Below are 13,761 nucleotides of genomic sequence, written 5' to 3'. Positions count from 1 at the left end.
GGGAGTGTGCGCAGCCCAGTCGCCACTCCCGTGTCCGGCCCGCTCGGGGTCGGGCCGGCCCCACCCGTACCCGCCCCGGTGATGGTCATCTCGGTGGTGGTGCGGCCTGGTCCGGGACGCCGGGGGCGGTGGCGTCCGTACCGGTGGCTGTGACGGGGGCGGCTGTGGCGGGGGTGGCCTTGGCGGGGGTGGCCTTGCCGGCGGCGCTCGTACCGGTCGTGGCGGTGCCGGTCGTGGCGGTACCGGTCGTGGCGGTACCGGTGGCGTCCGTACCGGAGGCGTCCGGCTGGGAGGAGGCGGATTCCCCGGTGGGCGGGGTACCAGGTGCCTGGGTCTCGGGCACGCGGGTCTCGGGGGCGTGGGTGTCGCAGGCCGGTTCGTAGGTGGCCGGGGTCGCGGGGACGTGGGTGCCGGGGACCGGTTTCGCGAGGACCGGGGTGTCGGAGGCCGGGGCGCCGGGGGCGGGGGCGCGGTCGGTCAGGCCGTCGAGCACCAGGTCGAGCTTGCGTCCGAACCAGGCGCGCGGGGAGCAGACGACCGCGTGCTCGATGGGTCCGCGCAGCCGGGGGTCCAGCAGCGGGGTCGCCGCCTCGATCCGGCCGCGGCGGGCGGTGAGCGCGCCGGTGCCGTCGGCCCGGGGGCCCGTGGTGATACGTCCCAGCAGGAAGGTGTCGAGGGCCAGTTCACCGATGACGTCCACCGCGAGGACCGCGTCGATGGGCTGGAATCCGCTCTCCAGCAGCCGCACCGCCATCCGGTCCATCCGGATGGCGAGCGCCGGGGGCGAGGTGGGCTGGACGACGACCGCCTCGGCGAGACCGGGATGCGCGGCGTACACACCCCACAGTCCCCAGGCCCCGGAGGCCAGCCGGGCGCGCCAGCCGTGCCCTTCGGCCTGCTGCGGGACACGGGCGAAGCAGGTTTCGACGGCGGCGGCCACCATCTCGTCGCGGTTGGCGAAGTAGCGGTACAGGGTGGACGGCCGGATACCGAGCCGCTGGGCGACCGAGCTGACCGTGACGGTGCCGAAGCCCTGTTCGACGACGGCCGCGAGGACGGAGTCGCGGTCGACCAGAGGGCGCCGCCCCGGGCGGCCCCGGGCCGCTGTCACCGTGTCACCTGCCGGGCGAGCTGCCAGCCCTGGGCGCTGCCGCGCTCCCGCCAGAAGTCGGCGTAGCGCCCGCCGAGGGCCAGCAGTTCCTCATGGGTGCCGCTCTCCGTGATCCGTCCGCCGTCGAGGAAGACGATCCGGTCGGCGCGGACCACGGTCTGGAGCCGGTGTGCGACGACGACCAGGGTGCGGCGTCCGGTGAGGGCGTCAAGGGTGTGCTGCACGGCGGCCTCGTTGGCGGGATCCAGTGACGAGGTCGCCTCGTCGAGGAGCAGCACGGGCGCGTCCTTCAGCAGGGCGCGGGCGAGGGAGACCCGCTGGCGTTCGCCGCCGGACAGCGCGGTGCCGCCCTCGCCGACGGGGGTGTCCCAGCCCTGGGGCAGCCGGGCCACGATCTCGTCGACCCCGGCCAGCCGGGCGGCTTCCGCGATCCGCATGTCGTCGGCGTCGGGCCGGCCGACGGCGATGTTCTCCCGGATGGTGGCGTCGAAGAGGTACACGTCCTGGAAGACCAGGGAGACCTGGGTGCGCAGTTGCTCACCGGTCAGGTCGCGGACGTCGACGCCGCCGAGCAGCACGGCTCCGGTGCCGGTGTCCCAGAAGCGGGCGAGGAGCCGGATGAGGCTGGTCTTGCCGGAGCCGGAGGGTCCGACCACGGCGGTGGTGGTGCGGGCGGGCAGTTCCAGGTTCACCCCGTCGAGGACGGGGACACCGTCGTCGTAGCCGAAGCGGACGTCCCGCAGGGTGACGGAGGAGTCGGCGGGGCCGGGGCCGGGGGTGGTGGGCTCGGGGAGGGGCGCGGTGGACAGGACGGCGTCGATCCGGTCGAGCGCGCCGCTCGCGGCACGCAGGCCGGCGCCGAGTTCGGCCATGCCGGAGACGGGTTCGGCGAACCGTACGACGAGGACCAGGGTGGCGACGAGTTCGGCGATGTCGGCGCCGCCGCGCAGTCCGAGCGCGGCGCCGGTCACGATCACCGAGGCGACGGCGAGCAGGACCACCGCGCTGAAGGCGGTGCGGCCGGGCGCGGTCCGGGCGGTCTGGGCCCGCGCGGCGGCGTCCTGTTCGGTGAGGGAGCGTTCCAGCAGCGCGCGGCCGCGGGCGCCGCCGCCGGTGGTCCGCAGGACGGGCTGGGCGCGGACGTACTCGACGACGCGTTCGTTGGCCGCCGCGGCGGCGGCGTCGACGGCCTCGTCGGCGCGGGCGGTGGCGCCGACGGCCCAGCGGTAGGCGAGGTACATCACGGGGACACCGGCGGCGGTGGCGACGGCGAGCCGCCAGTCGTAGAAGACCATCGCCACGATCACGGTCAGCGGGGTCAGGACGGCGGACAGCAGGGGTTGCAGCAGATGGGCCAGCAACCCGCGCACCTGCGGAACGCCGCGTGACGCCAACTGTGCGAGCCTGCCGACCTGTTCGCCGGAGAACCAGCCGAGCGGCAGGGTGGACACATGGTCGCCGAGGCGGTGGTAGAGGCGGTGCGAGACGGCCAGCGCGACCTGGAAGCCGATCATCTGCTGGAGGTAGTGGGCGACGGCGGTGGCCAGGGCGACGACGGTGAGGGCGGCGGCCCAGGGCCAGGCGTCGCCGGGATCGTCACCGAGGAGACTGCCGAGCAGGGGGACGACGAGGACGAACGCGGCGCCTTGCAGGACGCTGTAGACGATCAGCGCCACGAACTGCGCGGTCATCGGGCCCCGGCTCTCGGGTCCGGCGACCTGGAAGAGCTTGCGGATCATCGCGCCACCTCGGTCCGTGCGGCGTCGGCCGCGTCGATGTGCTGCCGTTCGGTCGCCCACAGCCGCGCGTACAGGCCGCCGAGGGCGAGGAGTTCGTCATGGGTGCCCTGTTCGGCGATGCGGCCCTCGTCCAGGGCGACGATCCGGTCGGCGGTGGCGACGCTGCCCAGCCGGTGGGCGATGACCAGGACGGTACGTCCGGCGATCATGGTGGACAGGGCCTTCTGGACGGCGGCCTCGGACTCGGGGTCGGCGTGCGCGGTGGCCTCGTCCAGGACGACGACGGGGGTGTCGGCGAGCAGCACCCGGGCGATGGCGAGCCGCTGGGTCTCGCCGCCGGAGAGCCGGGCGTCCTCCCCGATCACCGAGTCGTAGCCGCGCGGGAGTTGCTGGACGCGCTCGTGGACGCCGGCCGCGCGGGCCGCGTGCGCGAGGTCGGTGTCGGTGGCGTCGGGTGCGGCGAGACGCAGATTGTCGGCGACGGAGGCGCGCAGGAAACGGGCGTCCTGGAGGACGAAGCCGACGTAGCGGTAGAGGTCGGCGCTCGGGATGTCACGGACATCGGTGCCGCCGATCAGGACCTGGCCCCGCTGGGGGTCCGCGAACCGCAGGGCGAGAGCGGCGAGGGTGGACTTGCCCGCGCCGGAGGGTCCGACGAGCGCGGTGACGGTGCCTTCGGGCAGGACGGCGCTGATGTCCCGCAGTACGGGGGCGGCACTGTCGTAGCCGAAGGTGACATCCCTGAACTCGACCTGGTGGCCGTCGGGCCGCAGCGGGGTGGCGGTCTCGGGCAGCGGTTCGACGGCGAGGAGTTCGCCGACGCGTCCGGCGGCGGCGCGCGCGGTGCGCAGGGTGCCGCCCGCGAGGCCCAGGGTGAGGACGGGCGCGGTGAGACCGAGGCCGAGGGTGAGGAACGGCACGAGGTCGATCGGGGCGGTCCAGCCCTGGCCGACGAAGAGGGTTCCGGCGAGGGCGACGACCAGGAGGGTGGTGACCGGTGAGACGACGGCGCCGCTGAGCGACTGGATGCGCAGGATGGGCCGCATCGCGGAGCTGAAGGTCTCCAGGTAGTTGTCGGCGGCGGTGGCGAACCGGGCGTGCGCCCGGTGGGCCTGCCCGAACGCCTTGACCACGGCGATGCCCTGCACGAACTCCACGACGGCGGAGTTCAGCCGGCCCATCGCGGCGCCGATGGCACCCATCCGGGAGCCGGCCGCCCGGGTCGCGGCCCGGTATCCGGCGTAGTAGAGCGGGATGCCGATCAGACAGACCAGGGTCAGCCGCCAGTCGACCGTGGCGAGGCAGAGCGCGGCCGCGATCGGGGCGGCCACGGCGACCGCGAGATCGGGCAGCGCGTGGGCGATCAGATAGTGCATGTCCTCCACGTCGTCCTGGAGGGTGGCCTTCACCTTGCCGCTGCCCTGGCGGCCGATCCAGCCGAGCGGCGCCTTGGAGAGCCGTTCGGCCATGGCCCGGCGCAGCAGGGTCTGGAGGGTGGTGTCGGCGCGGTGCGAGATCGCGACGGCCGCCCCGTTGCACAGGAACTGGACGGCCACCGCGCCCAGGGTGACCGCGACGACGGTCCACACGGTGGCGCGGTCGGGCGCCGCCTCGCTCAGTTCCAGGGCCAGCGGATACACCGCCGCGAAGGGCACCAGGCCCGCCAGCGCGGCCAGCACGGACAGGGCCGTGGCGGTGACGATCCTCGGCCGTACCGGGGCGAGGAGCTCCCCGAGGGTGGCGGGTGGACCGCCAGGCTGATCGGACATCAGGGTGCTCCAGAAGGGCGGGTACGAGCGGTGCGGGGCGATCGCGGTAGGGGGCGGCGGCGCGGGCGGGCCGCCGGACACGGTGCGGGAGGTGGCCGGCCGGTGGTGCGGGCCGGGTGTCGCGCTTCGGTCATGGCGGACCCCTGGGCAGACGGAGGGAAGGCGCCGACCCCGGCGCGGGGGATGGCCCGAGGCCGACGCAGCGTTAGTTTGCAACAGGTCGTCATTAATCGGCAAGGCCCGCCTAACCAGCCATGAAGCGGGAGGGCGCCGCCGGGGTCGGTACGAACACGCCTCACGGCCGGGTGGGGCGCGTCTGGAAGATCCCGCCCCGGACTTCCCGTGGTTGAGCGGCGCGGCAGGTCAGAGCGTCGCGGATGATCGCTCGTACTGACGGGATGTCAACGATCTCGCGACATCGCTCGGTTGACCGGGAACCCCCGGGAGGGCCGGGACGTTTTGATGACAGCTTGACGCAATTGATTAAGGTACGACTTACCGACGGCCCGGAGCGGTGCGCGGGCGGACTCCCCGTTCACCGGGGCGAGGCGGAGGCAGTGTGGGAGCGGTACACGGGCAGGGGACACACGCCGGGCCGGAAGCGGCCTGGCTGCGCCCCCTGGAGGCACGGCCGGACGCCACCTCCCGGCTGATCCTCCTCCCGCACGCGGGCGGTTCCGCCGGATTCTTCCGGGACTGGCCGAAGGCACTGCCTCCCGACATCGAGGCGTGGGCCGTCCAGTACCCGGGCCGTGAGCGCCGGATCAAGGAGCCCCCGGCCCGGAGCCTCGACGAGCTCGCCCGGGGCGCGGCGGACGCGATCGCCCCGCTGCTGGACCGGCCGACGGCCGTGCTGGGACACAGCATGGGGGCGACGATCGGCTACGAGGTGCTGCGGCTGCTCCTCGCGGACCCGGGGCACGCCCGCACGCTCGTGCACTTCTTCGCCTCCGCCCGGCAGGCTCCCCACCATCCCCGGGACCGGCAGGTGCATCTCCTGCCCGAGGAGGAGTTCCTTGAGGTGCTGCGCCGACACGGCGGGGTCAACGCGGAGGTGCTCGCGGAGCCGGATCTGAGGGATCTGTTCCTGCCGATCGTCCGCGCGGACTACCGCCTCGCGGAGACCCATGTACCGACACCGGTGTCCCCGCCACTGCCGCTGGACCTCACCGTTCTCACCGGCACGGCGGATCTGGCCGTCGAACCGGCGGCGGCGGCCCGCTGGGCGGACGTGACCGCCGGGTCGTTCCACCACGAGGTGCTCCCCGGGGACCACTTCTTCCCGGCCGCGCAGCTCCCCGCGGTGGCGTCCGTGGTGACCCGGCGACTACGGGTGTCGGCGGCGCGGCCGGGCTGAGCGGGTCGCCTTCGCTTGCGCTTCCCAGGTCCGTCCGGCGGGACGCGCTTGTCCCTGTGCCGTCGCTCGGTGGGTTTGCGCAGTTCCCCGCGCCCCTTTGGGGCGCGTTCTGCCGGTTCTTCGGGTCGGTGCCGGTCGGGATTCTCCGTCCTCGATCCGACACGCTCGGTACGACGTCCAGCGGAGCTACTGAAGAGCATCGGAGTCTGCGGGCAGAGATTCCCGCCCACCCCCTCCCGCAGCAGCGCGACTGCACGAGGAGAATGGCGAAGAACAACAGCAAGAGGCTGAGGCGCCCCCAAAGGGGCGCGGGGAACTGCGCGCCCCCGGACGACCTGTACAGGAACAAGTACGCCCAGCACAGGAAACCTCAAAAGCGCGAGCGAAGGCGACCCGCGGGGAACTGCGCACCCACGAACTACCTGTACAGGAACAAGTGAGGTCGGCCGCTCAGCCGGTGGTGACTCCGTCGGTCGCCGCGCCGACCAGCACCGCGTCCAGCAGCCCGGGATAGCGCGCGTCCAGGTCCACCCGCCGCAGCGTCAGCAGATTCTCCCGTCCGGCAGGCTCCTGCCGGATGACCCCGCTGTCCCGCAGCACCCGCCAGTGATGCGTCATCGTCGACTTCGCGGTGATGCCGAGAACCCTCAGCACGCTGCCGCAGTTGTGCTCACCCCCCGCGTCGAGCACCCGCACCGCCGAGAGCCGCACAGGGTGGCCGAGCGCCGACAGGACACCTTCGATCCTGATCTGTTCACGGTCCGGATGGCGGTAGGTCATGGTCCCAGCGTACCCGGACAGTCGTACCGTCTCGCGGGCACCGGTGGCCGCACCCGCCGGTACAGCCGGAACCCGGCGACGGCGACCAGCAGATACGCCGGGACGAGCAGCGCGGCGTCGGGCGACGACAGCTCCGCCGACCAGCCCGCGCCCCGGGCCTCGCCGTCGAACACGACCCGGTTCACGGTGAGGAAGACCAGATGCGCCCCGATCGCCGCCCCCAGCGGCGCTGGTCCCGGTACCGCGGTGCGCGCCACCACGAGGGCCGATCCGAAGACGGCCAGCAGGATCAGATAGTCGGCGGTGGACTGCCCCGGCGGGGCGAGCCCGAGCGGCGGGACCTCGTCCTCACCCAGGGCCCGGCCGACCACGGCGCGAACAACCGTCGAGGCGCCGGGCACCAGCAGGAACACCACCGTCGTCGCGAGGCCCGCGCACAGCCCGCGGAACCGTTCCCGCAGCGCGGCCCAGGTATAGCCGCGCAGGGTCACTTCCTCGGGCCACGCCTCCAGCAGCAGGGCGACCACGCCGTTCGTGACGAGGAATCCGGCGAGGGTCACGAGGTCGGGAGCCGACCAGCGCAGCAGCCCCGCCGCGGTGGCCGCCCCCATGACGAGTGCCGCCGCGGCGGCCATCACCCCCGACCCGGCGAGGAAGGCCCGGAACATCGCGCGCGGTCCCCCGGTCCCCAGCAGCCGCGCGGGGAGTCGCGCACGACGGGCGGCGAGCAGCACGAGTGGGGTGGCGATGGCGCTGACCAGCGCCGCGGACACCAGCCGGGCCGGCACTCCGTCGAGGCCCGCCGCCTTGGTGAGCACCGAGCCGACGGCGGTACCCGCTCCCAGCGAGGTCGCCATGACGAGGCCGCCGAGCAGTGCCCGGCCGAGGGACCTGCTCCGTGAAGGGAAGGCCCTTGGTTCACACCGCGCTGTCATGTCTCCCTCGGGGCTGGGGTCGGGACTCGGGGTGGCGCCGAGCGGGCGGCGCCAGGACGACCACTCTTCCTTTCCGTCGTACGTGCCGCGTCGTCCTCACCGGGGAGATCGCTCTGCATCGTTCGATGCAGCGGCCATCGCAGCCGCTTGCCTTCAGTACGACTGTACGTGAATATACGAACAGTCATCCATGGCACGCACCCGTTGAAGGAGCACCCCCGTATGTCTCCCAACCCGACCCGGCCACGCCCCGGCTGGACGCTCGCGTTACTGGCCCTGGCCCAGCTGATGTACGCCCTCGATCTGAACATCGTCTTCGTCGCGCTCCCCGAGATCGGCTCGGCTCTGGGATTCCCTGGCCAGACCCAGCAGTTGGTGGTCAGCGCGTACGTCGTCTTCGCGGGCGGCTTCCTGCTGCTCGGTGGGCGGGCGGCGGATCTGCTGGGCCGCCGCCGGGTGTTCGTCGTCGCCCTGGCCCTGTACGCCGTGTCCTCGCTGGCGGGCGGTCTCGCGCGGAGCCCGGAGTTGATCGTCGCGGCCCGTGCGGTGCAGGGGATCGGCGGCGCGCTGCTGCTGCCCGCGACACTCGCGCTGATCAACACCCTCTTCACGGAGGGTCCGGCGCGCAACCGGGCCCTCGCCGTCTGGGGCGGCGCGGGCGCCAGTGGGCTGACCATCGGCGCGCTGCTCGGCGGAGTGCTCACCGAGCAGTTCGGCTGGCCCGCCGTCTTCTATGTCAATGTCCCCCTCGCCGTGGTGATCGCGGTGGCCACCCTGTTCGTGATCCCCCGTGACCCCGAGCGCGGCGAGCGCCGCGCGTTCGACCTGCCGGGGGCGCTCGGTGTCACCGCCGGTGCCACCCTGCTGGTGTTCGCGCTGGTCCAGGGCCCCGAACTGGGCTGGGGCAGCCCGGCGGTGCTCGGCGCGTCCGGGCTGGCCGTGGTCGCGCTGGTGTTCTTCGCGGTCGTCGAGACGCGCAGTGCCGATCCACTGCTGCCGTTCCGGCTGTTCCGCAACCGGAGCCTCACCGCCGCGGTGGCGATCACGTTCCTGTACATGGCGACGTTCGGTGTGCTCCCGTACTTCCTCACCGTCCTGATGCAGACCGTGCACGGCTACACCGCGCTGGGGACCGGACTCGCCTTCCTGATCCCCTCGGTCGCCATCGCCGTCGGCACCCAGCTCGGGGAACGCGCGGTGGGCCGCGTGGGGGTGCGCACGACACTGGTGACCGGGTTCGCCGTCGGCGCCGTCGGGACGGCCGTCCTCGCCCTCGGCTTCGACAAGGACGCCGGATACGGTCTGCTGGTGCCCGGTCTGATCGTCTCCGGCCTCGGCCAGGGCATCGTCTGGACGGCGATGTGGATCACCGCGGCCACCGGCACCGCGCCGGAGGAACAGGGTGTCGCCAACGGAGCCGCCTCCACCGGGCTCAACATCGGCAACGCCATCGGACTCGCGGTGTTCACGGCGCTCGCCGACCGGGGTACGGACGGCAAGAGCGGTGAGGCCCTGCGCGCGGCCACCGCCGACGGGGAGTTCCTGGTCGTGCTGCTCACCGCGGCGGGAATGGCGGGCGGTCTGCTCATCGCGCTGACCCTGCGGCGGCCGCAACTCAGCGCGTCCGCCGGTACGGAGCCGGGTGCCCCGCCCGCCGACACCGAGCCGGAGAGCCCGCCCGCCGTCACGGTGCGCTGACCCCGGGGCGGGTGTCCGATGTCCCCGACGGCCGTCCGGCCCAGGGCACCCGCCGCCACCAGGCATTTCGTCCCGGGCATCGGGCATCCCGATCAGGGAGGGCGCCCGCCGCGACCCGTCGGCCGCCCGGGACAGCCCTTAAGGGAGCCGGTCCCCGTAGTCGCCCTGGCGGTTGACCCGGCCGGAGGGCCCCGCTGGATACCGTGACGGAACCGTGCACGGGACCCTGTCAGCAGAACGATTCATCGGAGAACACAGTGAGATCAGTGACGTCCCGGGCCGGGGCCGGGGAATCCGCCAGACCCGCCCGCCCCGCCCCGCGCCGCACCCGGCGTGCCGTCCTCACCGCGGTGGGCACCGTCCTCGCGCTGGCCGGTTCCCTGGGCACGGCCGCGGCCGTGCCCACCGCACCGGACACCCGGGCGGCGCGGAACGCCGCGCCGGCCGACGGTGTGTGGCGGATGGACGGCTACGGGCTGTTCGTCACGGTCAGCGGTGGGGTGCTGCGCACCTGGGACACCACGGCCCTCAGCTGCCTGCCCGGTCTGACGGCGACCCGGCAAGGTGCCCCCGGCCCCGGCGGGGAGGTCCGGTTCGGTTCACCGGAGGCCGTCCTCATCGTGCGGCAACGGGGCACCGAACGGGCGACCCTGGCCGTCGACGGCGGGGTGGGCACCCGTGACATGCGCCGTGTCCCCGCGCTGCCCGAGCTGTGCGGGCGGGCCCCCGCGACCGGGCCGCTGGCGAACTTCGACGTCTTCTGGCAGACGTTCGAGGAGAACTACGCCTTCTTCGCCGCCCGGGGCGTGGACTGGGACGCGGTCCGCGCGAAGTACCGGCCGAAGGTCACCGCCCGGACGACGCCCGCCGAACTCTTCGACATCCTGGCGGAGATGACCGCGCCGCTCCAGGACGGGCATGTCGCCCTGGAGGCGGACACCCCGGAGCTCACCCGGTCCGCGCGGGTGGGGCGTGAGGGGACGGTCGCGCCCAGCCTGGAGTACGACGAGCGGGTCCGCGAGTTCATCGAGCGCCGGGACTTCGGCGGGGTGCCGCTTGAGAGCCATGCGAACGGCGCGATCGGTTACGGTGAACTGCCCGGCGGGATCGGCTACCTGCGGATCAACCGCTTCACCTGGTACACCCCGGACGCCCCCGTCTACCAGGCGGACGCCGCCGAGCTGACCAAGGTGCTGGACCGGATCGTCACCCGGGCCCGTACCTCCGGTCCCGGCGCGTGGCGGGGTCTGATCGTGGACATCCGGGTCAACGCCGGTGGCATGGACCAACTGGGTCTGTCGATCGCGTCCCGCCTCACGGACCGTTCGTACCAGGCGTACGCCAAGCAGGCGCGCAACGATCCGCGTGACGACACCCGGTTCACCCGGCGGCAGACGATCGGTGTGGTGCCCGCCGCGGGTGTGCCCCGCTACACCGGACCCATCGCGCTGCTGACCGGTGGCTCGACGGTCAGCGCCGGGGAGACGTTCACCCAGGCACTGTCGGAGCGCCCGTCGACCGTCAGGATCGGGGCGAACACGCAGGGCATCTTCTCGGACGTGCTGGGCCGTACGCTGCCCAACGGCTGGAAGTTCAGCCTCTCCAACGAGAGGTACACCAACCCGCGCGGCCGGTCCTTCGAGGGTCCGGGCATCGCCCCGCATGTGCGGACGCCGGTGTTCACCGAGAAGGAGTTCGCCGCGGGCCGCGACTCGGCCTTCGACCGCGCCAAGGCACTGCTGAACGCCCGCTCCTGACCGGCGGCCGCCCCCGCCGGACGCTCTGACGGGCCCGGCGGGGGCGGATCGCTGAGATCATCCGTGCATGGACATGCGCGTGGAAGCCCGGATGGTCACCGTCCCCGGGGGCCGGGTGACCCTGTCCGACCGCCGGACCCGGCGCAGCTGGCCGGTGGACCTCGCGCCCTTCCGGCTGGCCGCGACGCCCGTGACCCAGGAGTGGTACGCGGAGGTCACCGGCGGCCGGCCGGGAACCGCCCGGGGCGACCGGCTGCCTGTCGAGGGCGTCTCCTGGTGGGACGCGGTCCGGTTCTGCGACGCCCTGTCCGTGGGCGAGGGGCTGACGCCGGTGTACGGGGCGCACGACGACGTCACGGCCGTGGAGCCGGACCCCGCGGCCGACGGATACCGGCTGCCGACCGAGGCCGAGTGGGAGCACGCCTGCCGCGCCGGTACCACAGGGGCCCGCTACGGCTCGCTGGACGAGATCGCCTGGCACCGCGGCAACTCCGGTGAGCGGCTCCATGAGGTGGGCGGTCGGCTGCCGAACGCGTGGGGCCTGTACGACATGCTCGGCAATGTGTGGGAGTGGTGCTGGGACCTGTACGACGCCGAGGTCTACGGCTCGTACCGTGTGCTGCGCGGCGGCGGCTGGTTCGACGAGCGCTGGAGCTGCCGGGCCTCGGTACGGCGCCGCAGCCATCCGACGTTCCGGATCGACGACGTGGGGTTCCGCGTGGCCCGGTCCGCTCCCCGCTGAACTCCGCGCAACGCCACTGTGTACGGACCCCGTTCCCGCTCCGGCGGCGGCCGTCCGGCGCCTGGAGTCCGTCGGCCTCGTGTGTCAGTGGCAGCCCCTACCCTTCGGCGGACGTGCCGGGTCGGGCCGCGGGGCGTTCTTGTCGGCACCCCCTCGGCAGAGCCCGTTCATGCGTTCTCGCACACGTACACGCAAGCGTAAGGGGAGAGGGAATGGCGACATTTGAGGAGATCAAGGCACTACTGGGAGAACCCCGCTTCCTTTGGTCCGATCCCGAGCCCTGGAACCTGCTGGAACAGGAACTCGGAATCACCTTCCCCGCCGACTTCCGGGCCATCACCGACGCCTACGGCCCCGTGCTGATCAGCGACAGGCTGTACCTGGACCACCCTGGCCATCCGTCCAGGAACCTGGGCAGAAGCATCAAGGAGGAGATCGAGTTCTGGCTTGAGGACGATGTGACGAAGATCCTTCCCGGCAAGGCCGGAACCCGCCCAGGAGAGCTGCTGCCGATCGCCACGGGAGCAACAGCGGAGAGCGTCTTCCTACGTGTACCGCCCGGTCCGTCAGCACCTTGGGTCGTAGGCATACAGGAAATGGATTCCTTCGAGTTCGAGCTCTACGAAATGACGTTCAGCGACTGGCTGCTGGCCTTCCTCAAAGGCGAGGACGTCATGGTGGGCGCCTCCCCTCCGGCCCGCCTGTTCTATGAGCCTCTGACCTGAAAGCTGTACCGGAGGGGCACATATCATGATATCGGCGCGGAGCGAGGTGCTTGGGTTGCACCTTCCGTAGCGGCATGTGGTCCGGTGGACCTGCGTCCCGACCCCTTGAGGAGAGGTCCCTGCTCATGCGTTCGTCCTTCATGCCACCCCGCCAGGTCAAGATCGGTGACGCGGCGGCCTTCGTCGGCAGCACGCCACGGGCGATTCGCCATTACCACGAGATCGGCCTGCTCCCCGAACCCGCGCGGGGTGGCGACGACCGTCGCCGCTACGAGTACGAGGACATGATCCGCCTGCTGTGGATTCGCAAGATGGCCGACGCCGGGATCGCCCTGGACGATATCCGTGACGCCTTTACCGGCGGTACGGATTCCGCCGGTGCGGACAGCGGAGAAGATTTCGCGGGAACCCTGGAGCGGTTGGAGGAAACCCTCGCCGAGCAGGAGGCGAAATTGCGGCGGCAGCGGACCGCCGTGCAGCGGATGCGCACCGAAGGCAGCCGGATGGGTCTGCTCTCCGACTTCGTCACCGAACGGCTCAAGCACCTGCCCGAGGGCTCCCTGCGTCAGGCGGACCTGGACATTCTGCTGGTCACCGAGCGGATCTTCGGTCCGCTCGGTGCGGCCGTCCAGGCCGGCCGCTTCATCGCCCTGGCCACGCATCCCGCTCTGCGGGAGCATTCCGACCGCGTCGATGCCGCCGAGGAGGCACTGGACGACAGCGTCGCCGTCGATGATCCACGGGTGGCCCAGGTGGCCGTCGAGCGGCACGCCTTCGAAAGCGCCCTCCACGCCGTCATCGAGGAGTCCGGCCTGGGTGAGGACGACGATGCCCTTTTCGACGCCTGGGACGTGTTGCACCCCGAGGACGGCGAGGACGAGGCCGATCTCGGCTCCGGCAGGCGGGAGGCCGGTTCCATGAGCGCGTTCGAAGCCGTCGGCAAGATGCCCTACGACCTCTCCCCGGCCCGGGTGCGCTGCATGGAACTGGCCGAAGAACTGTCCGCCCAGGACCCACCCGCTGCCTGGAGCAAGGCCGCGGGCCTGTCGGTATCTCCGGCTCCGCACAGCTGATCATCGGAGCCGGAGCCATCTCCGTGTCCACAGCCGCGCCGGAGCCGGATCGATGGGACGGTGCCGGCGTAAGGA

The 13,761-nt window shown here is 72.5% G+C and carries 11 protein-coding genes; 6 read left to right on the top strand and 5 right to left on the bottom strand.

Going from position 1 to position 13,761, the window contains the following annotated elements; all coding sequences use genetic code 11:
* Positions 1 to 85: 85 nt before the first annotated feature.
* From OG711_RS35420 to OG711_RS35410, 3 genes are read right to left on the bottom strand one after another with little or no spacing between them, the layout of a single operon-like run.
* Complete coding sequence (locus tag OG711_RS35420) at positions 86 to 1,111, bottom strand: TetR/AcrR family transcriptional regulator (protein ID WP_329562774.1); 1,026 nt, start codon at positions 1,109 to 1,111, stop codon at positions 86 to 88.
* Positions 1,108 to 2,850 carry an ABC transporter ATP-binding protein gene (locus tag OG711_RS35415; RefSeq protein ID WP_329562772.1) on the bottom strand — a complete coding sequence of 581 codons (1,743 nt, stop codon included), beginning with the start codon at positions 2,848 to 2,850 and terminating at the stop codon, positions 1,108 to 1,110. The genes OG711_RS35420 and OG711_RS35415 overlap by 4 nt, the downstream gene beginning before the upstream one ends.
* The gene (locus tag OG711_RS35410; protein WP_329562770.1) at positions 2,847 to 4,619 is read right to left on the bottom strand and encodes an ABC transporter ATP-binding protein; all 1,773 of its coding nucleotides are present in this window, start codon (positions 4,617 to 4,619) and stop codon (positions 2,847 to 2,849) included. Before OG711_RS35410 ends, OG711_RS35415 begins: the two co-directional genes overlap by 4 nt.
* 559 nt (positions 4,620 to 5,178) lie before the next feature.
* Between OG711_RS35410 and OG711_RS35405 the strand changes: the two genes are divergently transcribed.
* Positions 5,179 to 5,976, top strand: a complete 798-nt coding sequence (locus OG711_RS35405; protein ID WP_329562768.1) for a thioesterase II family protein — start codon at positions 5,179 to 5,181, stop codon at positions 5,974 to 5,976.
* Positions 5,977 to 6,426: 450 nt separating this feature from the next.
* On the opposite strand, the gene OG711_RS35400 is transcribed toward OG711_RS35405, so the two are convergent.
* Both OG711_RS35400 and OG711_RS35395 read right to left on the bottom strand, forming a co-directional pair.
* Positions 6,427 to 6,756: an ArsR/SmtB family transcription factor gene (locus OG711_RS35400; protein ID WP_099283019.1), complete on the bottom strand. Its 330-nt coding sequence runs from the start codon at positions 6,754 to 6,756 to the stop codon at positions 6,427 to 6,429.
* Positions 6,753 to 7,691, bottom strand: a complete 939-nt coding sequence (locus OG711_RS35395) for a hypothetical protein (RefSeq protein ID WP_329562765.1) — start codon at positions 7,689 to 7,691, stop codon at positions 6,753 to 6,755. Before OG711_RS35395 ends, OG711_RS35400 begins: the two co-directional genes overlap by 4 nt.
* 222 nt (positions 7,692 to 7,913) lie before the next feature.
* Here OG711_RS35395 and OG711_RS35390 point away from each other — a divergent pair, with 222 nt between their 5' ends.
* From OG711_RS35390 to OG711_RS35370, 5 genes are all read left to right on the top strand, one after another.
* Complete coding sequence (locus OG711_RS35390; protein WP_073788878.1) at positions 7,914 to 9,389, top strand: MFS transporter; 1,476 nt, start codon at positions 7,914 to 7,916, stop codon at positions 9,387 to 9,389.
* A 266-nt stretch (positions 9,390 to 9,655) separates the two neighbouring features.
* Positions 9,656 to 11,146: a S41 family peptidase gene (locus OG711_RS35385; protein ID WP_329562762.1), complete on the top strand. Its 1,491-nt coding sequence runs from the start codon at positions 9,656 to 9,658 to the stop codon at positions 11,144 to 11,146.
* Positions 11,147 to 11,213: 67 nt separating this feature from the next.
* Positions 11,214 to 11,888, top strand: coding sequence for a formylglycine-generating enzyme family protein (locus OG711_RS35380; RefSeq protein WP_329562760.1), 675 nt, complete (start codon positions 11,214 to 11,216; stop codon positions 11,886 to 11,888).
* A gap of 212 nt (positions 11,889 to 12,100) precedes the next feature.
* Positions 12,101 to 12,613 (top strand): SMI1/KNR4 family protein, encoded by a 513-nt coding sequence (locus tag OG711_RS35375; protein ID WP_329562757.1) that lies wholly within the window; start codon positions 12,101 to 12,103, stop codon positions 12,611 to 12,613.
* Positions 12,614 to 12,738: 125 nt separating this feature from the next.
* Positions 12,739 to 13,686: a MerR family transcriptional regulator gene (locus OG711_RS35370; protein ID WP_329562755.1), complete on the top strand. Its 948-nt coding sequence runs from the start codon at positions 12,739 to 12,741 to the stop codon at positions 13,684 to 13,686.
* Positions 13,687 to 13,761: the final 75 nt, after the last annotated feature.

Source organism: Streptomyces uncialis (genome assembly GCF_036250755.1).
In the GTDB taxonomy this organism is placed as follows: Bacteria; Actinomycetota; Actinomycetes; order Streptomycetales; family Streptomycetaceae; genus Streptomyces; species Streptomyces uncialis.
The sequence above is the reverse complement of the archived record's forward strand: the minus strand, read 5'-3'. Positions and strand labels throughout refer to the sequence as shown.